The 17767-nt window shown below is 58.4% G+C and carries 18 protein-coding genes; 8 read left to right on the forward strand and 10 right to left on the reverse strand.

Annotation, left to right across the window (positions count from 1 at the left end; genetic code table 11):
* Nucleotides 1–9: 9 nt before the first annotated feature.
* The 3 genes from KGB21_RS18160 to KGB21_RS18170 all read right to left on the reverse strand — a co-directional run bounded on the left by KGB21_RS18160 (nt 10) and on the right by KGB21_RS18170 (nt 2979).
* The gene (locus tag KGB21_RS18160) at nt 10–1122 is read right to left on the reverse strand and encodes a succinylglutamate desuccinylase/aspartoacylase family protein (protein WP_223506144.1); all 1113 of its coding nucleotides are present in this window, start codon (nt 1120–1122) and stop codon (nt 10–12) included.
* 217 nt (nt 1123–1339) lie between these two features.
* A complete protein-coding gene (locus tag KGB21_RS18165) occupies nt 1340–2122 on the reverse strand; it encodes an ABC transporter substrate-binding protein (RefSeq protein WP_223506146.1) in 783 nt (260 codons plus the stop codon).
* 428 nt (nt 2123–2550) lie between these two features.
* Complete coding sequence (locus KGB21_RS18170; RefSeq protein WP_223506148.1) at nt 2551–2979, reverse strand: rhodanese-like domain-containing protein; 429 nt, start codon at nt 2977–2979, stop codon at nt 2551–2553.
* Nucleotides 2980–3080: 101 nt separating this feature from the next.
* On the opposite strand from KGB21_RS18170, the gene ftrA reads away from it, so the two are divergent.
* Entirely contained in the window at nt 3081–4055 is a 975-nt protein-coding gene (gene ftrA, locus KGB21_RS18175; protein WP_223506150.1) for a transcriptional regulator FtrA, read from the forward strand.
* A 108-nt stretch (nt 4056–4163) separates the two neighbouring features.
* Here the strand turns inward: ftrA and cobF are convergent, their stop codons facing one another.
* A complete protein-coding gene (cobF, locus tag KGB21_RS18180; protein ID WP_223506152.1) occupies nt 4164–4919 on the reverse strand; it encodes a precorrin-6A synthase (deacetylating) in 756 nt (251 codons plus the stop codon).
* Nucleotides 4919–5491 carry a histidine phosphatase family protein gene (locus KGB21_RS18185; protein WP_223506154.1) on the reverse strand — a complete coding sequence of 191 codons (573 nt, stop codon included), beginning with the start codon at nt 5489–5491 and terminating at the stop codon, nt 4919–4921. Before KGB21_RS18185 ends, cobF begins: the two co-directional genes overlap by 1 nt.
* Before the next feature lie 595 nt (nt 5492–6086).
* On the opposite strand from KGB21_RS18185, the gene KGB21_RS18190 reads away from it, so the two are divergent.
* The 3 genes from KGB21_RS18190 (at nt 6087) to KGB21_RS18200 (ending at nt 9205) form a co-directional block, all read left to right on the forward strand.
* Entirely contained in the window at nt 6087–7103 is a 1017-nt protein-coding gene (locus tag KGB21_RS18190) for an arginine N-succinyltransferase (protein WP_223506156.1), read from the forward strand.
* 28 nt (nt 7104–7131) lie between these two features.
* Nucleotides 7132–8166 carry an arginine N-succinyltransferase gene (gene astA, locus KGB21_RS18195; RefSeq protein WP_223506158.1) on the forward strand — a complete coding sequence of 345 codons (1035 nt, stop codon included), beginning with the start codon at nt 7132–7134 and terminating at the stop codon, nt 8164–8166.
* 169 nt (nt 8167–8335) lie between these two features.
* A complete protein-coding gene (locus KGB21_RS18200; protein WP_034150351.1) occupies nt 8336–9205 on the forward strand; it encodes an oxaloacetate decarboxylase in 870 nt (289 codons plus the stop codon).
* 130 nt (nt 9206–9335) lie between these two features.
* On the opposite strand, the gene KGB21_RS18205 is transcribed toward KGB21_RS18200, so the two are convergent.
* Nucleotides 9336–10409: a diguanylate cyclase gene (locus tag KGB21_RS18205; protein WP_034150352.1), complete on the reverse strand. Its 1074-nt coding sequence runs from the start codon at nt 10407–10409 to the stop codon at nt 9336–9338.
* 281 nt (nt 10410–10690) lie between these two features.
* Here KGB21_RS18205 and KGB21_RS18210 point away from each other — a divergent pair, with 281 nt between their 5' ends.
* From KGB21_RS18210 to KGB21_RS18220, 3 genes are all read left to right on the forward strand, one after another.
* Nucleotides 10691–12145 (forward strand): flavin-containing monooxygenase, encoded by a 1455-nt coding sequence (locus KGB21_RS18210; RefSeq protein ID WP_223506160.1) that lies wholly within the window; start codon nt 10691–10693, stop codon nt 12143–12145.
* 22 nt (nt 12146–12167) lie between these two features.
* Nucleotides 12168–13124: an alpha/beta fold hydrolase gene (locus KGB21_RS18215; RefSeq protein ID WP_034150354.1), complete on the forward strand. Its 957-nt coding sequence runs from the start codon at nt 12168–12170 to the stop codon at nt 13122–13124.
* A 104-nt stretch (nt 13125–13228) separates the two neighbouring features.
* Entirely contained in the window at nt 13229–14605 is a 1377-nt protein-coding gene (locus KGB21_RS18220; protein ID WP_223506163.1) for a VOC family protein, read from the forward strand.
* Nucleotides 14606–14696: 91 nt separating this feature from the next.
* On the opposite strand, the gene KGB21_RS18225 is transcribed toward KGB21_RS18220, so the two are convergent.
* The gene (locus KGB21_RS18225; RefSeq protein WP_034150356.1) at nt 14697–15374 is read right to left on the reverse strand and encodes a type 1 glutamine amidotransferase domain-containing protein; all 678 of its coding nucleotides are present in this window, start codon (nt 15372–15374) and stop codon (nt 14697–14699) included.
* 327 nt (nt 15375–15701) lie between these two features.
* On the opposite strand from KGB21_RS18225, the gene KGB21_RS18230 reads away from it, so the two are divergent.
* Nucleotides 15702–16220 carry an Hcp family type VI secretion system effector gene (locus KGB21_RS18230; protein ID WP_034150357.1) on the forward strand — a complete coding sequence of 173 codons (519 nt, stop codon included), beginning with the start codon at nt 15702–15704 and terminating at the stop codon, nt 16218–16220.
* Between the two features lie 344 nt (nt 16221–16564).
* On the opposite strand, the gene KGB21_RS18235 is transcribed toward KGB21_RS18230, so the two are convergent.
* From KGB21_RS18235 to KGB21_RS18245, 3 genes are all read right to left on the reverse strand, one after another.
* Nucleotides 16565–17146 carry a hypothetical protein gene (locus KGB21_RS18235; protein WP_034150358.1) on the reverse strand — a complete coding sequence of 194 codons (582 nt, stop codon included), beginning with the start codon at nt 17144–17146 and terminating at the stop codon, nt 16565–16567.
* Nucleotides 17147–17232: 86 nt separating this feature from the next.
* A complete protein-coding gene (locus KGB21_RS18240) occupies nt 17233–17400 on the reverse strand; it encodes a hypothetical protein (protein WP_223506165.1) in 168 nt (55 codons plus the stop codon).
* A 10-nt stretch (nt 17401–17410) separates the two neighbouring features.
* Entirely contained in the window at nt 17411–17653 is a 243-nt protein-coding gene (locus tag KGB21_RS18245; protein WP_034150359.1) for a hypothetical protein, read from the reverse strand.
* Nucleotides 17654–17767: the final 114 nt, after the last annotated feature.

Raw genomic sequence — 17767 nt, forward strand, 5'->3', positions numbered from 1 at the left:
TGAATCGGGTTAATCGTTGATCAGTTTGCCCACCCGAATCGGCTCTCGCCCCGCCACTTTCGCCTGCCAGGTGCCCGGTTGCGTATAGCGTCCGCGATCAATCGCAAACAGCACGCCACTGGTTCCCGCGCACACGGTCGTGACCCTATCGTTCAACGGATCAACCACTTCAAACAGCGCATCGCCCTTCTCCACCCACTCCCCGGCCTCGCGCAGGAAACTCACAACCCCGTGATGCGGCGCGAACAGGTATTGGGTGCCTTCGAACGGCATGCCTTCACAGCATTCAACCGGCGCCACTGGCCAACTGCCGCTGATGAATCCTTGCTCGGCGAGGAAACCAAGAATCGCTTCGCAATTGGCTTGCGCCTGGTCGACGCGGGTGTCACCCATGCTCCCCAGTTCCAGGGTGGTCGCCAGGTTGGCCGGTGGAATGGCCGCCTCGGGGAACGCCCGGGCCAGTCGCAACCACGGCGAGGAGCAAGATTCGTCGAACGAGCTGCCACCCGAATCCTCACACAACAACGCGACGCCGGCCTTCAAACGGGCAGCTAGGGATTGCCACTGGGGCCAGTGTTGCGGCAACGCGTAAATGTGAATGGCTGCGTCGAAGTCGCAATGCAAATCGAGGGTGATATCCGCGTCGCAAGCGTGGCGCAGCAACAGCCGATGCATCGCTTCCAGTTGCGAAGCCGGGGCCGGCAAACCGTCGAGTACCTGGCCCATGGTCTGGCGAATCAGCGCGATGTTGGCCTCGGCATCGTTGCCCAGACGATCACCAATCAATTGCGCCACTGGCGCGCTGAGTTCAACGAACGCACGGTTGAAGTTCTTGCCGCTGCCCAACTCAAAGCGGCCCATGTGGCTGCCTTGCAGGTGCTGATCGAGACCGATGGGATTGGCCACCGGCACCAGTTCGATCACGCCTTGCATCTGCCCCTGATTTTCGAGTTCGGTCAGGCGTTTTTTCAGTTCCCAGGCGGTACGCATTCCCGGCAATTCGTCGGCATGCAGGCTGGCCTGGATGTAGACCTTGCGCGTGCCGGCGCCGTAACGAAACACGCTGAGTGTGCGTTCGGAGCCCAGATGGCTCCAGGGCAGAGAGTGATCGATGCGTTGCATGGGGAGACTCCGTTGAAAACTGCTAAAGCAGAGATCCTGTAGGAGCTGCCGCAGGCTGCGATCTTTTGATTTTGCTTTTCTAAAAACAAGATCAAAAGATCGCAGCCTGCGGCAGCTCCTACATGGGAAACATTGGAAATGTGGGGGGCAGGATAAATCATGAGCATAAAAAAAGTGGCAGCCGCGTCAACGGCTGCCACTTTCTGGAACGGCTCGATTATTCCTCGCCGTACACGTCAAACTTGAAGTACTTGTCCTGCACTTGCTTGTACTTGCCGTTGGCGCGGATTTCGGTAATGGCTTTGTTGAATTGCTCGGCCAGCGCGGTATCACCCTTGCGCACCGCAATGCCGGCGCCACCGCCGAAGTATTTCGGATCGTTGTATTCAGGACCTACGAAAGCGAAACCCTTGCCGGCGTCGGTCTTCAGGAAACCGTCGTCCAGGTTGACCGAGTCGGCCAGCAGCGCGTCAACGCGGCCGGAGACCATGTCCAGGTTGGCTTCTTGCTGGGAGCCGTAGCGAACCAGGTTGATCCCGGCCGGCACCAGCACTTCAGTGGCGAAACGGTCGTGGGTACTGGCGCGCAGCACACCGACTTTCTTGCCTTTGAGCTCGGTCAGCGGGTCCTTCACGTCGGTGCCTTCCTTCATCACGAAGCGCGCCGGGGTGTGGTAATACTTGATGGTGAAGTCGACGTTCTTCTTGCGATCGTCAGTGATGGTCATGGACGACAGGATGGCGTCAATTTTCTTGACCTTCAGCGCCGGGATCAGGCCGTCGAACTCTTGCTCGACCCAAGTGCACTTCACTTTCATCTGCTCGCACAGTGCGTCGCCAATATCCACGTCGAAACCGGTGAGCTTGCCGTCAGGGGTTTTCATCGAGAATGGCGGGTAACCGGCTTCGATACCGATGCGGATCGGCTTGGCGTCTTCGGCCACGGCGGTCAGGGACAACATCGACAGTGCCAGGGCACCGAACATCACTAGCTTCTTCATTTATAACTCCTGTGTGCGGAGGCTTTTATTGGCAGCTTTCGATTGGCAGCGTTCGGTCGCTAGCTTGTGGCTGGTTAAGACCGAAGTGGCCGGCAGTCTAGAGGGGCTACAGGAGGGCAAATTGTCTTTAAGCGACAATTACTTATAGAAAAGTGGCGTAGGCATGATGACGATTGTGGTGTGCGCCATGGCGGTGCAAGGACTGTCGGACAATTCCTTATTTCAGATAAAACCTACCTGATTTTCGGTGTTTTCCGAGTGAAGAGTCGTACATGCCCTTGTGGCGAGGGAGCTTGTCGGATCGCCGCACCGTCCCGCTCGACTGCGCAGCAGTCGCCCCCTGTACATTGCGTACAAATGGGGGGGGCCGCTTCGCGGCCCAGCGGGAGCAAGCTCCCTCGCCACAGGGGATCAGGGGTGATCGGAGATCAGCATTCGCACCCAATTACAGTTGGGCGCTGCGACACCACACTCAATTGGAATCCCTCATCCAGCCAACCGGTCACGCCACCGATCATTTCCTTGACCGGGTAACCCAGCGCCGCCAGTTTCACCGCTGCCTTGTTCGCGCCGTTGCAATGAGGGCCAGCGCAATAGACCACGAACAAGCTGTTTTTCGGGTAAGCCGCCAGGGCTTCAGCGTTGAGCATCCGCGCCGGAATATTGATCGCTCCCGGTACATGCCCACGCTCGAACGCCAACGGTCCGCGCACGTCCACCAGAATGAAATCAACTTCGCTAGCAGTCTGGCTGCCATGGACGTCGGAACAATCGGTTTCGAAGGTCAGACGATTGCTGAAATGCATCAGGGCAATGGCCGATGGGGCGGCGGGGATTTCGCGAACGAGGCTGGTCATGGGTACTTCTCCTGAGTGTCGTTGGGTGTGAACAGACTTTATCCGCCCGCCACTTGCGGCTACAGTGGCGCACAAGACACTCACCGGGAACTTTCCGCCAAATGCAGCCCTCCCCTGGATTGGTCGCGATTCTGGCCTACGACGGCCTCTGTACATTCGAATTCGGCATCGCCGTGGAGATTTTTGGCCTGGCGCGGCCGGAGTTCGACTTTCCCTGGTACACCCATCAAATCGCCGCCGTCGATCAGGGGCCAATGCGCGCCATGGGCGGTATCCAGGTGCTGGCCGATGGCGGGCTGGAACTGCTCCAACAGGCCCGAACCATCATTATTCCCGGCTGGCGCGACCGCAGCGCGGCAGTCCCCGAGGCGTTGCTGATCGCTTTGCGCCAGGCCCATGCCCGGGGCGCGCGGCTGCTGTCGATCTGTTCCGGAGTGTTCGTGCTGGCCGCCACGGGGCTGCTCGACGGGCGAGGCGCGACCACGCACTGGCGCTACACCACGGAGCTGGCCGAGCGTTTTCCAAACATTCTGGTGGACCCTGACGTGCTGTATGTCGATTCCGGTCAGTTGATCACCTCGGCCGGCAGCGCCGCCGGCATAGATGCTTGCCTGCATCTGGTGGCACGGGATTTCGGTACGCAAGTGGCCAATTCAGTCGCGCGGCGGCTGGTGATGTCACCGCAACGCACCGGCGGCCAGGCGCAGTTCATACCAACGCCGGTCAGTCCTACACCGCGCAGCGATCTTTCCCGCGTTATGCAATGGGCACGCGAACGCCTGCACGAACCCCTGGAGGTGCGCGACCTGGCGAGCGAAGCGGCCATGAGTGAGCGCACGTTCCTACGACGTTTCACCGAAGCCAGTGGCCAATCACCCAAGACGTGGCTGCAACACGAGCGCCTGGGCCGCGCCCGCGAACTGCTTGAAAGCACGAGTCACAACACTGAGCAGATTGCTCTGCATTGTGGTTATCGTTCGGTGGAAAGCTTTCGGGTGGCGTTTCGCAGCGTGGTGGGTGTACCGCCTTCGGTGTATCGGGAGCGGTTTGGGCGGGAGGTCAAAGCTGTTTTGTGAGGTGACCTTACGGACCCCACCGCGGGCAAGCCCGCTCCCACATGGACGGCGGAAATCCCTGTGGGAGCGGGCTTGCCCGCGATGGGGTCCGAACAGGCAACCCAGCCCTCAAGGCCTGCGCAACAAATAGGTATCCATGATCCAGCCATTGGCCAGCCGCGCCGCCTTGCGCACCCGTTCGATTTCATCCGCCACGTCCTTGAGTTTGCCGCTGATGAGAATTTCATCCGGGGTCCCCAGGTAAGCCCCCCAATAAATCTCGCTCTCCTGATCCGCCACCTGCTGGTAGGCATCCTGCGCATCCAGCATCACCACCACGCTGTCGGCATCGCTCACCTGCCCCGCCGCCAGCCGCCGGCCGGTGGTGATTTCAACCGAGCGGCCAATCTGATTGAGCGGCACCTTGTGTTGCGCTGCCAGCGCCTGGACGCTGGTGATGCCCGGGATCACTTCGAATTCGAACGCACAGGCGCCTGACGCCAAAATCGCCTGGAGGATGCGGATGGTGCTGTCGTACAACGCCGGGTCACCCCACACCAGGAAACCGCCGCACTGGTCGTCGGACATTTCCTGTTTGATCAGTCGTTCGAAGGTCTGCTGCTTGGCCAGGTTGAGATCATCGACACTCGCCTTGTAATCCACATCACCGCGCTCGCGCTCCGGGCTTTGAGCTTCGACAAAACGGTAGTCGCGATCGGTAATGTAGCGCTCGCAAATCTCGCGACGCAGGTCGATCAGCTTGTCCTTGCTCTGGCCCTTGTCCATGAGAAAAAACACGTCCACCCGATTCAGCGCCTTCACGGCCTGAATAGTGATGTAGTCGGGATTGCCGGCACCGATGCCAATGACCAGAAGTTTTTTCATCAAAGCGCTTCCTCAAGTTCAGTACCCGGCAAACGTAGCCGCCAGCAACCATTGAATCTCAACTCGATGGCCGACAGCGGCTCTATATCAATCAGGTTGAACGCCGTGCTTTGCAGGACATGGGTCAGCGCGGCGCGTATGACAAACGGATGAGTCACGGCAACCACGTGTCCCGGTGCCGTTTGCAGTGTGTTCAACCACGCCGCCACTCGCGCAACGACCTGCGTCACCGACTCGCCACCGTGGGGTGCCGACTTCGGGTCGGTGAGCCAGGCCTGGAGATGTTCAGGTTCGGATTGTTGCAAGTCATTGATCCGGGCACCGTTCCAGCGCCCGAAATCGCACTCTCTGAGGGCGTCGATAATTTCCGCTGTGTCGCCGAACAGTTGTGCCGTCTGCCGGGTGCGCATTTCCGGCCCGCACATGAGCCGCGGTATCCCCTTGTATAGAAAACTGCGCGAATCTTTCGCCGACTGCCAATCCATCTCCACGGGCTCGTCCGTAGGAAAACGCGCCAACTTCTGTGCGACGGTTCGGGCGTGGCATATCAAGGTCAAACGGGTCGCCTGCACGAAAGATCACTCTGTAGCTGAAAGGGAAAACCGGCGTCACGCCGCAAGTCACCGCGCAATTGTGCCGTAAGTAAAGGGATCGGGGGGGCGTTTCATTTCAGATAGTGCGTCCGGGGTCGGAGACGTATTTCATCTCACAACCGTGACCATCTCTGACCTGTTTATAGGCAATGGCCTACAAACATCATCTACATCCACGTAGCCCTCTACGTACGGGCATTTCGCCCATGGCCCATGTGTTGAAAAACCTACGAAAATTAACTAGACAGGCAATGCGCGTTGATTAAATACTGCCCCTCAACGGACTATCGCCCCCCCCATCCAGCAGGAGCCCGGATGCTTTCATTCAAAGACCCGATCGCCGATTCCAATCCGGACAACACCCCGTCCGAACATAAAGCCCTACGCGACTTGACCAATCCGGACCCTGCTACGGTTCAGGCCTGAGAGCGCGTGTGACTGCCCTAGTAAAACTGACTGAATAAAAATAGAGCGGCGCCTGAAAAACCTTCAAGCGACCGCCCATGCGTGGAAACCGACAGTGATTGTCAGGTTCGGTGTTAATCGCCGAACCCATTGATACAGGAGTTCGTCCATGCTGGTCTTGCGCCCAGTGGAATTAACCGACCTGCCCGAATTGCAGCGACTGGCTCACGAAAGCCTGGTGGGGGTCACATCCTTGCCGGACGACAGTGAGTGCTTGCGGGAAAAAATTCTCGACTCCGTCAGGTCATTCGAGCAAAACGTCCAGCGTCACGGCCCGGAAAACTACTTCTTCGTGCTGGAAGATCAGGTGGCCCAACGCCTGGCGGGCTGCTCGGAAATCCTCGCCACCGCCGGATTCAACAAACCCTTCTACAGCCTGCGCAACCGCCACTTCACCAGCGCCTCGCGGGAGCTGAACATCGAACACGGCGTGCCGGCGCTATCGTTGTGTCACGACCTCAGCGGCCACACGTTACTGCGCGGCTTTCACATCGATGCGGCGTTGGAGCGTTCTGCGTTTTCCGAATTGTTGTCACGGGCACGGCTGCTGTTCATCGCGGCGCATGCACAGCGTTTTGCCGACGCGGTGATCACCGAGATCGTCGGATACAGCAGCGAAGACGGGCACTCACCTTTCTGGGATGCAGTGGGCAAGCATTTCTTCGATCTGCCCTACGTCGAGGCCGAGCGTCTTTGCGGCCTTGAGAGCCGGACGTTTCTCGCTGAATTGATGCCGCAATACCCGATCTATGTGCCGATGCTGCCCCAGGCTGCGCAAGACTGCATCGGTCGTATCCATCCTGATGGCCAGGAAGCCTTCGATATCCTTGAACGCGAGGGATTCGAAACCAACAGTTATGTGGATCTATTCGATGGCGGTCCGACGTTGTACGCCCGCAATACTAGCATTCGCTCCATCTCCCATAGCCATACCGCATTGGTGAAGACCGGCGCAGCCATCGATGCCCGTGGACGCTACTTGGTGAGTAACGATTCACTGGTCGATTATCGCGCCATCGTCGCCGAACTGGACTACAACCCCGACCAAGCCGTGGCTCTGGACGCCGGGATGTGCTCAGCCTTGAAGGTCAGCGAAGGCAGCCCTATCCGGCTGATTGCCCTGTGAGCACTATCCGCACGCAAGGAACTAACCGATGATTTTTCGTCCGGTTCAGGTCACCGACCTGCCCGCATTGCTGGAGCTGGTACGGCAGGCGGGACGCGGGTTGACCAGCCTGCCAGCCAGCGAAGAACGCTTGAACCACCGCTTGCGTTGGGCCAAACGAACCTTCGCCGAACAAGTCGAACGCGCTGATGCCGATTACCTGTTCGTGCTTGAAGACGATGATCAACAGGTGGTGGGCGTCAGCGCCCTGACGGGGGCCGTTGGCCTGCGCGAGCCCTGGTACAACTATCGCGTCGGACTGACGGTCAGTTCCTCACCGGACCTCGGCATCCAGCGCCACATCCCGACCTTGTTCCTGAACAATGAAATGACCGGGCAATCTGAACTCTGCTCGTTGTTCCTGCGCCGCGATCACCGCCATGGCAGTCACGGTCGATTGCTTTCCCTGGGGCGCTTGCTGTTTGTCGCCGAGTTTGCGCACCTGTTTGGCGACAAGCTGATCGCCGAACTGCGCGGCAGCGCCGACGAACAAGGTTGCTCGCCCTTTTGGGACAGCGTGGGTCGGCACTTTTTCAAGATGGACTTCAGCCATGCCGATCATTTGTCGGGGCTGGGCAACAAGTCCTTCATCGCCGAACTGATGCCCCGTCAGCCGATCTACACCTGCATGCTCACCGAACAAGCCCAGGCCGTTATCGGCCAGCCTCATCCAGATACCGAGCCGGCACTTAAAATCCTCACCGCCGAAGGTTTTGCCCATCAGGGATACATCGACATCTTCGACGCGGGCCCGGTGATAGAGGCGCAGATTTCAAACATCCGCACCGTGCGCGAGAGTCAACGCCTGGAGTTGACCATTGGCACCCCGGACGACCGGGCACCGCTGTGGCTGATACACAACCGCCGTCTGGAAAACTGTCGCATCACCGCCGCCCCGGCGCGACAGGTCAGCAACAGCCTGGTCGTCGACCGTCTCACCGCGAAACGCCTGCAACTACAACCCGGTGACTCGGTGCGTGCCGTGCCGCTGCTCAATAAACTGCAACAAGTCGTGGCGGCGTGATCGATCAGCGGCTCGCCTGAGAAACAGCACGCTCGCCACAGAATTGGGTGTCAGGCAGTAATCACCTGCAAATTCGTCATCATTCTGAACCCGCCCCCGTGATAGCCTTTTACATCTTCGGCGTTGACACTTTTGCTCAAGCCCTTCCATTTCCATTGGTGGAACTCATATGTCCAGGCTTTCTCATCAAGATTTGCGCCGCAATTTCCGTCAACTGTTCGCTTCCAAAACCTGCTATCACACCGCGTCGGTCTTCGACCCGATGTCGGCACGCATCGCCGCCGACCTGGGCTTCGAGGTGGGAATTCTCGGTGGTTCGGTCGCCTCGTTGCAGGTCCTGGGCGCCCCTGACTTTGCCTTGATCACCCTCAGCGAGTTCGCCGAACAAGCCACCCGCATCGGCCGTGTCGCCCAACTCCCGGTGATCGCCGACGCCGACCACGGCTACGGCAACGCACTCAACGTCATGCGCACCATCGTCGAGCTGGAACGCGCCGGCGTGGCCGCCCTGACCATCGAAGACACCTTGCTGCCCGCTCAATTCGGTCGCAAATCCACCGACCTGATCACCGTCGCTGAAGGCGTCGGCAAGATCCGCGCTGCACTGGAAGCCCGGTGTGACAAGGAAATGGCCATCATCGCTCGCACCCACGCGGGCATTCTGCCGGTTCAGGAAATCATCAGCCGTACCAAGCAATACCAGGCCGCCGGCGCGGATGGCATCTGCATGGTGGGCGTCAAGGACTTCGACCATCTGGAGCAAATCGCCGAGCACCTGAGCGTGCCACTGATGCTGGTGACCTACGGCAATCCGTTGTTGCGTGATGACAAACGCCTGGCCGAACTGGGCGTGCGCGTCGTCATTGACGGCCACGGCGCCTACTTCGCTGCGATCAAGGCGACCTACGACAGCCTGCGCGAACAACGTCAGATATTTACCCAGGCCTCGGATTTGAGCGCGACCGAACTGACACATACCTACACGCAACCCGAGGAATACATCCGTTGGGCGCAAGAGTTTATGCACGTTAAGGAGTAACGGGGGGCGCCGAAAAGATCGCAGCCTGCGGCAGCTCCTACAGGAGGATTGCGTGCGGCTGTGAGAGATTGGTCGGCGGTCAGGCCGCCATCGCTGGCAGGCCAGCTCTCACAGGGGCAATGCAGGACAGTCAGACCGAATCAAGCAACTCGTGATACGGCTGATCATTGCTGGAGCAAATAACACGATTACGCCCGGTGGTCTTGGCTTCGTACAGCGCCTGGTCGGCATCGTTGAGCCATAAAGTTGCGTCACTGTGGTTGGCGTTGAAGGCAGCCAGGCCAATGCTCAGGCTGACTTTCAACGCCGGGCTCTGCTCATACCCGAGGGTGGCGAAACGATCGCGCAAAGCGTCCATTGCCGCAGCGGCGTTGTTCAGGGGCATATCCGGAAGAATCACGCAGAACTCGTCCCCACCGTAACGCCCGGCGACATCCGTGGCGCGCAAATTCTGCTTGAGCGTCTTGCTCAGTTGCCGCAAGACAATGTCCCCGGCGACATGGCCGTAGGTGTCATTGATGCTTTTGAAATGGTCGATGTCGATCAGCGCAATCGCCCCACCCTGGTGCTGGCGTTGGCAACGCTGGAATTCGATTTCCAGTTGATCCTTCCAGGCGCCGTGATTGAGCAGCCCGGTCAGGCTGTCGGTACGGCTCAGGGCCAGTAATTCGCGCTTTTGCCGACCGAGGGTATGGGCCTGGCGGAAACAGATCCAGCCCAGCGCCAACGGGTAGAAACACATCAAGGGCAAGCAGGCGTAGAGCTGAAGCTGGCTGGTTTCAGGGATGAACAACGGGCGGAAGATCAGCCAGCCAACGCCAATGCCGAGGATCTGCGCGACGCTGCCCACCAGCAGAAAACGCAAGCCTCCAATGGCCACGTTGTTCATCGCCATCATGGAAATGGTGGTCGCGCTGGGCAGAGGATTGAATTGCATGGCCGCGACCCAGAAGCCACCGAGAAAGGCGTCTACCACCAGGTTGCGGTGTTCCGCGTGATACGGCGCCTTGGCCCGGCGCGCCCATTGATAGGCCAGGTGCGGCCAGAGCAGGCCGTTGACCAACATGAATGCCCAGACCCACGGCGCCGGGTTCAGTGGATACATCGCCACACTCACGCAGACCAGACCCAGCAACAGACCGAGCGTGCGCGATGTGTAGAGCCTCCTGGCCAGTGAAAGTCCTTTTCCTCCCATCTTTCCCATTGGGACCTCTGCACCACAGAACGGAACCTGCTGACACCGGGGTTGCGGGTGTGCCCGAAGTCTAACAGGGCAACGTTAAATAGCCATCACCGGCCGGCGGGCTGAATACCGTGGTATCTGTAGGAGCAAGCTTGCTCGCGAAGAACGATAACTCGGTTAGCCTGATGCACAGCGGCGCCCGAATCGCGAGCAAGCTTGCTCCTACAAAAGCGAAAGCAATGCTTCGCGATTTGGCTATACATCAAGATAGGTTTGGACTAATAACGATAAAAAGGAGGCCCATGCAGACCTTTCAAGTGTTGATCATCGGCAGCGGTTTTGGCGGACAGTGTGCGGCGGTCAATTTGCTCAAGGCCGGCATCACGGATTTTCGCCTGCTGGAACGGCGGGACTTTTTCGGCGGCACCTGGTGCCAGAACACCTATCCCGGCGCGGCGGTCGACGTGCCCTCGCCGCTGTACTCACTGTCCTTCGCCCCCTACCGCTGGACACAGATGTTTGCTGAACAAGCCGAATTGCATCGCTACACCCGCTATGTAGTTGAGCAATTCGGCCTGCGCGACCGGGTGGAATTGGAGGCCAATGTCGAGCGGGTCGAATGGGACGACGAAGGCAAGCGCTGGGCCGTTCACACCGCCAGCAAAGGCACGTTTTATGCGCAATTCCTGATCAACGCCACCGGTCCCTTGAGTCAACCAGTGATCCCGCACTTCGAAGGCCAGGAGCGCTTCCAAGGCAAAAGTTTTCACACCAACAATTGGGACCATTCCTACGACTACCGGCAAAAACGCGTGGCTATCGTCGGCAGCGGCGCCAGTGCAGCCCAGGTGATTCCGGCGATTGCCCCGGACGTCGAGCACCTGCATGTGTTTCAGCGCACGCCGCATTGGGTGTTGCCCCGGGCCGACCGTACGTTCGGCCGGTTCCAGCGCTGGTTGCTGGGGCTGAAACCGGCCTACAAGCTGCTGCGCTGGATGATCTACTGGCAATTCGAAACCCGGGTGATTGCTTTCAAATATTCGAAACCCGCCATGCGCGTGGTCCAGCATCAGGCCTTGCGGTTTATCAAGCGCCAGGTGCCCGACGCCGAAATGCGGCGAAAACTGACACCGGATTACACCATCGGCTGCAAGCGGGTGATTCTGTCGAGCACGCTGTATCCGGCATTGGCTCGCAGCAACGTGACGCTGCACAGCCGCGAACAAGGCATTGCCGAAATCGACGAAACCGGGATCGTCATGCAGGACGGCCAGCACATCGATCTCGACCTGATCGTCTGGTCCACCGGTTACGACGCCACCGACGGGGTGATTTCCTACCCGGTCACCGGAAAAAACGGCACACAACTGCGAAATGTCTGGGCTGAGTATCCCCGGGCTTACCTCGGTACCAGCCTGCCGGACTTTCCCAATCTGTTTATCGTCACCGGCCCGAACACCGGAATCGGCCACACGTCGGCGCTGTTCATCATCGAATCGCAGATGAATTACATCCTCGACTGTATTCGCACATTAAAAACACAAGGTTTGCGCAGCATCGAAGTTCGCCCCGAGGCAGAACGTACCTACACTGAAATGATCCATAGAGAAATGGAACGTACCGTGTGGAAGTCTGGAGGCTGCCACAGTTGGTACCAAAGCAAGAGCGGTCATGTGATTGCCATGTTTCCGGGGTTCAGTTTCAGCTTTCATCGATTGACCCGAGCCCTGAAACCCGCCGATCACATCTTGTCCTGAACCGTTAGAAGGAAGACGCCTGATGCTCCTATTGGTTGTCGCAATCGCGGTTTTCGCAGCCTGGAGCTGGTTAAGCTATCCAGCGATCGGGTACTGGCTCTATGACTTGAGCGTGGCCACCGAAGCCAAGCTGTACAAGCTGCACAAAATCGTCGTGCCCATCTCGGAAATGACGGTCTCGACCTGGCAAGGCGGGCCGTATGAAGCATCCAGCAATGTCTTGATGCTGCACGGTTTCAGCGCCGACAAAAACCTCTGGCTGCGCTTTGCCCGGCACTTTGTCGGCAATTACCGGGTGATCATTCCCGACATCGCAGGCCATGGTGAAACCGGCTTCAAGGCTGGCGGCGGCTATGACATTGCGTTGCAAGCCAAGCGGATGATTCAGCTGCTCGACGTTTGCGGCGTCGAAAAAGTACACGTGATCGGCAACTCGATGGGCGGCTACATCGCCGCCTGGCTCGCGGCCAACTATCCGGAGCGGATCGTCTCGGTCGCCCTGTTCGACCCGGCCGGCGTCGCCTCGCCGGAACCCAGTGATCTGGAACGCCACTTGGCCAAGGGCCACAACCCGTTCCTGATTAATTCGCGCGAAGAATTCAAATATCTCTATGCCATGACCATGGCCGAACCACCGTGGATGCCGCGCGTGGTGCTGGATGCCATCGCCCATCGCTACGAACAGTCGCGCGACGAACTGGAAGAAATCTTCCGTGATTTTCGCGCCAGCCCGCCCATGGAGCCGAAACTCCCCTCGATCAAGGCGCCAGCGCTGTTGCTCTGGGGGCGCAAGGATCGCTTGATCGATGTCAGCAGCGTGGCTATCTGGAGCAAAGGCATCGCCGATCTGCGGGTGGAAATATGGGAAGGCATCGGTCATATGCCGATGCTGGAAGCGCCTGCCGGTTCGGCGCGCCTGTATCGGGAGTTTTTGGCATCGCTGCGCTCGGAAAGCCCACAGGATCAACGACTGCATTGAGGATGCAGTCCTTTGCAGAATGAAGTTCGTCAGAAACTTCGTTTGTCGGCGACGTTGAAGGCTGCGATCTTTTGCCTAACGTCACCGCGCCAGGAATTGTCTTCATGAACCACCCGAGTTTCGTCAGCCCCGACCTGATCCGCCAACGCTTTTCCAAAGCGATGTCCGACATGTACCGCGAAGAAGTGCCGCTGTACGGCGCGCTGATGGAGTTGGTGGAAAAGACCAACCGCCACGTGCTGGACAGCGATCCACAAGTGGCTCGACAGTTGAACAGCACCGGCGAAATCGAGCGCCTGGACCTGGAGCGCCACGGCGCGATCCGGGTCGGTACAGCCGCTGAACTGGCAACCCTCGCCCGCCTGTTCGCTGTGATGGGTATGCAACCGGTGGGTTACTACGACCTGACACCGGCCGGGGTGCCGGTGCATTCCACTGCATTCCGTGCCGTGCATGAAGCGGCGTTGCAGATTAGCCCGTTCCGGGTGTTCACCTCACTGCTGCGCCTGGAGCTGATCGAAGACCTGGAATTGCGCGCCTTCGCCCAGTCGGCATTGAACAAGCGTTCGATCTTCACCCCCGCCGCGCTCACGCTCATCGACCGCGCCGAAACCCACGGCGGCCTGACCGAGCAAGAGGCTGACGAATTCGTCAAAGAGGCACTGGAAACGTTCCGCTGGCATCACAGCGCCACGGTGACTGCCGAGCAATACCAGCAGCTCAGCGCCCAACATCGCCTCATTGCCGATGTGGTGGCCTTCAAAGGCCCGCACATCAATCACCTGACACCGCGTACTCTGGACATCGACATCGTCCAGGCACAAATGCCCGTCCATGGCATCACCCCCAAAGCGGTGATCGAAGGCCCGCCACGCCGTCAATGCCCGATCCTGCTGCGCCAGACCAGTTTCAAGGCGCTCGACGAACCGATTGCCTTCACCGATCAGGCCGACGCTCGCGGCAGCCATAGCGCCCGTTTCGGTGAAATCGAACAACGCGGCGCCGCCCTTACGCCGAAAGGCCGAGCGCTTTACGACCGTTTGCTGAATGCCGCACGGGACGAACTCAAGGACTTCCCCAACGAAGCCAACGCCGCGCGCTACAACGCGCTGATGTCGCAGCACTTCAGCGAATTTCCTGACACCTACGAAGGCATGCGCCGACAGGAACTGGCGTACTTTCGCTATTTCGTGACGGAAAAAGGTTTGGCGGCGCATGAGCTGAAAACCGCGACGCTCGAAGATCTGATCAGCGACGGCTATCTGCGGGTTGAACCGTTGGTGTACGAAGATTTCCTGCCCGTCAGTGCCGCAGGGATTTTTCAGTCAAACCTGGGGGATGCGGCGCAAACCCATTACGGCGTGCACGCCAACCAGCAAGCGTTTGAAAAGGCCTTGGGGCGTTCGACGATAGATGAGTTGGGGTTGTATGCAGAGACGCAGCGGCGCTCGATTGAGCAGTGTTTTGCAGCGCTTCGTTAGTCCACCACAAAACTGTAGGAGCCTGGCTTGCCAGCGATAGCGATTTCACGTCCGCCATCGCCGGCAAGCCGGGCGCCTACAGGATTTATGTCTATTTCAATTTCGCCAACAACGCTTCAGCCGCAGCCTGCGACGACGCCGGATTCTGCCCGGTAACCAACAGGCCATCGGTGAGCACATAGCTCGCCCAATCAGGTCCCTTTGAAAAAAACCCGCCCTTGGCCTTAAGCTCATCCTCCACCAGAAACGGCACGACATTGGTCAATTGCACCGCTTCTTCTTCGCTGTTGGTGAACCCCGTCACTTTCTTGCCTTTGACCAACGGCTGGCCGTCCGGGCCTTTGGCATGCCGCAGGACGCCTGGCGCGTGGCAGACGGTGGCGACTGGTTTGCCCGCGTTGTAAAACGCCTCGATCAACGCGATCGACTGTTGGTCTTCGGCCAGGTCCCAGAGTGGGCCATGGCCGCCCGGATAGAAGATCGCGTCGTAATCGCCCTCCTTCACCGAGCCGAGCAGGACGGTTGACGCCAATGCCGATTGCGCCGCCGGGTCCTTGCGAAAGCGCTCGGTGGCTTCGGTTTGCGCGTCTGGCTCGTCGCTTTTCGGGTCCAGCGGTGGCTGGCCGCCCTTGGGCGAGGCCAGGGTCAACTGCGCGCCAGCATCCTTGAACGTGTAATACGGTGCAGCGAATTCTTCCAGCCAGAATCCGGTTTTCTTGCCGGTGTCACCCAATTGATCGTGGGACGTTAAAACCATCAGGATTTTCATGTCGTCTTCACTCCGTCTCGGGACTGCGGTGGTGGCTTGTGGCCGTGATGCGCAAAAACCTGCGCGATGATCCTGGCGTAAGACCTTGGTACGGGGTTGATCGTTCGGCCTGTGAAGCCTTTCGATCAGGTGCGCAAACCATGCGGCTGAATGTGCAACTTTCTGCGCAAACCTCATTGAATTTCAGCGTCAAATGTTGCGAAAAAACACTCGGCTACACGACTTATACAGCTTTCAGGCTGTTGGCACGGACCTTGTTAATAGTCAGCCCCCACTGAGCGAAATCGCCCTCGGGCGCATTAATTTACTTTAGCAAGGAGAGCATCCATGGCTACACCCGCATACATGTCCGTTACAGGCGAGAAACAGGGACTGATCACTGCCGGAGCATTTACCGCAGATTCCGTTGGCAATACCTACCAGGAGGGTCACGAAGACCAGGTCATGGTTCAGGGTTTCAGCCACGAACTCACGATACCGCGAGACCCACAGTCGGGTAATACAACCGGTCAACGCATTCACAAACCCCTCGTGATCACCAAGGTTTTCGACAAAGCGTCCCCGCTGTTGCTGGAAGCACTGACTTCCGGCGAGCGCATGACTGCCGTTGAGATCAAGTGGTATCGCCCTAAAGGTCAAGGAGGCCAGGAGCATTACTACACCACTAAACTTGAAGATGCGATCATCGTCGTCATCAAGGACTACATGCATAACTGCCAGGACCCGGCAAACTCGCATTTCACCCATCTACAAGATGTGCACTTCAGTTATCGCAACATAACCTGGACGCACGTAGCATCCGGAACTTCGGGATCGGATGACTGGCGCAAGCCAAAAATGGACTAAGTCAGTTCCATGGTTTACATATCGGTCAGCACTGCTGGCCGATTTAGTTTGGCAAGTGGAAAACAGACAGAAATGACTATTTAGAATAGTGTTCGCCCAGTGCAAAAGCCTCGGCATTCCATGCACTGGTAAGGAGCCCTGACACTGGACGAACGGGGCGTATTTTAAATGAAGTCGCTGAAGAAATCCGCGCCTGAAACATGAAATTTGCAGACACATCTTCTCTCGATCACTGCTCCAATTATTCTTCAGACCAAGTGACCAAACCCACCAGTCAGTTCAAAGAAATTGATTAACCCTATACAAAACCTGTACAGGGTTAATCAATACGCAGAACTAAAAACTCAACTTCCGGATTTGCTGGTCACTTGTAGAAAGTCGGTATACGTCACGTAGACGCTTTGCCCAACTTTCAGGTCCTTAAGCTTCGCTTGAATTTCCGGTTTTTCGACAGTGATGGTTTTGCTCTCCCCTTTCGGATTTTCAAAGGTGACCTGGTTTTTCTTCACATCGATTGCGGTGATTTTCAGCTGGACTTGTACCTGACGATAAGCTTCGCCGCCAGGGGCGCTACCCGGCGCGTTGCGGGCTTCACCGACGCCTTCCGTAGTGCCTGGCAAGCCTTTGTCGACATCGGTGTCCAGATAGGCAGCGACAGAGCGGGCGACTTTGATGTCGACCTGATCGCCAGCTTTCAGGTTGCCGAGGTTTTTCGCCTTGTCGGTTAGTTGAAAATGGACCTCGCGACCGTCCGGCCCCTTGAGAACCACTTGATGCTTGGCGGCATCGACTGAGACGACAGTGGCGGTGATCTGATCAGCTTCCACGACGGCGGATAACGGAATGTCTGCTGCAACGGCGCTAAAACTGGCGGCGGACAGCAAGGTGGCGAGTGTGACGGCTTTAGTCAGTGCGTGAAGTTTCATAGGCAGAACATTCCCTGTGATAAATGATGACAAACGGCGCCGAAATGCGGGTTCAACACCGTGTGTCGAATGAGCATAGACGCTGATCAGGGAGTGTTCGCAGTTTCTTGCGCAGTCGATTCACCGCTGGCGGTGCCTTTGCCGCTTTCCTTGCGTCGGGTCGGGTCGGTTGGGCGCAAGGCGTCGTTGTCGCGCTCGGTTTCTCCGGGTGGCCGTGGCTCGTCGGGGTGTTCGGTGTCGGGGGTGGTTTTCATGTGGGTGTCCTCAGGCTTCGGGATCGTCGAGCTCCCGGGTTACGTTGATCGCCGGTGAGTCTTTGTGGGATTGCTCCGCCCTGCTCTTCAGCTCCTGCCATTGCTCGAGATCAATGGCACCCTGCCCCAACAGATCGTCTGCCAGGCGCTGCAAATCCATGAAGTAAGAATCCGGGGACTGCTGCCAATAGGCCTCGTCTTCGAACAGGCGTTGCCATGCGTCGAGGTCGGGGGGTGTGAGGTCTTCGCGCATGGCGAGCTCCAGCAGGGGTATTCGTACGGTAGAGAGGTGGACGCCGGAAGGAGTTCCGGTTGATTGGAAGATCAAAAGATCGCAGCCTGCGGCAGCTCCTACAGGGGACCGCGA

Origin of the sequence: Pseudomonas sp. GL-RE-29, assembly GCF_019947275.1 — a bacterium.
GTDB classification, from domain to species: Bacteria; Pseudomonadota; Gammaproteobacteria; order Pseudomonadales; family Pseudomonadaceae; genus Aquipseudomonas; species Aquipseudomonas fluorescens_A.

Bases quoted from the DNA above. Each gene is read 5' to 3' on its own strand.
- KGB21_RS18210 (WP_223506160.1), top strand. From the start codon at position 10,691: ATGCAGACCTTTCAAGTGTTGATCATCGGCAGCGGTTTTGGCGGACAG.
- KGB21_RS18190 (WP_223506156.1), top strand. From the start codon at position 6,087: ATGCTGGTCTTGCGCCCAGTGGAATTAACCGACCTGCCCGAATTGCAG.
- KGB21_RS18240 (WP_223506165.1), bottom strand. From the start codon at position 17,400: ATGAAAACCACCCCCGACACCGAACACCCCGACGAGCCACGGCCACCC.
- KGB21_RS18230 (WP_034150357.1), top strand. From the start codon at position 15,702: ATGGCTACACCCGCATACATGTCCGTTACAGGCGAGAAACAGGGACTG.
- KGB21_RS18235 (WP_034150358.1), bottom strand. From the start codon at position 17,146: ATGAAACTTCACGCACTGACTAAAGCCGTCACACTCGCCACCTTGCTG.
- KGB21_RS18220 (WP_223506163.1), top strand. From the start codon at position 13,229: ATGAACCACCCGAGTTTCGTCAGCCCCGACCTGATCCGCCAACGCTTT.
- KGB21_RS18160 (WP_223506144.1), bottom strand. From the start codon at position 1,122: ATGCAACGCATCGATCACTCTCTGCCCTGGAGCCATCTGGGCTCCGAA.
- KGB21_RS18200 (WP_034150351.1), top strand. From the start codon at position 8,336: ATGTCCAGGCTTTCTCATCAAGATTTGCGCCGCAATTTCCGTCAACTG.
- ftrA (WP_223506150.1), top strand. From the start codon at position 3,081: ATGCAGCCCTCCCCTGGATTGGTCGCGATTCTGGCCTACGACGGCCTC.
- cobF (WP_223506152.1), bottom strand. From the start codon at position 4,919: ATGAAAAAACTTCTGGTCATTGGCATCGGTGCCGGCAATCCCGACTAC.
- KGB21_RS18165 (WP_223506146.1), bottom strand. From the start codon at position 2,122: ATGAAGAAGCTAGTGATGTTCGGTGCCCTGGCACTGTCGATGTTGTCC.
- KGB21_RS18245 (WP_034150359.1), bottom strand. From the start codon at position 17,653: ATGCGCGAAGACCTCACACCCCCCGACCTCGACGCATGGCAACGCCTG.
- KGB21_RS18215 (WP_034150354.1), top strand. From the start codon at position 12,168: ATGCTCCTATTGGTTGTCGCAATCGCGGTTTTCGCAGCCTGGAGCTGG.
- KGB21_RS18170 (WP_223506148.1), bottom strand. From the start codon at position 2,979: ATGACCAGCCTCGTTCGCGAAATCCCCGCCGCCCCATCGGCCATTGCC.
- astA (WP_223506158.1), top strand. From the start codon at position 7,132: ATGATTTTTCGTCCGGTTCAGGTCACCGACCTGCCCGCATTGCTGGAG.
- KGB21_RS18225 (WP_034150356.1), bottom strand. From the start codon at position 15,374: ATGAAAATCCTGATGGTTTTAACGTCCCACGATCAATTGGGTGACACC.
- KGB21_RS18205 (WP_034150352.1), bottom strand. From the start codon at position 10,409: ATGGGAAAGATGGGAGGAAAAGGACTTTCACTGGCCAGGAGGCTCTAC.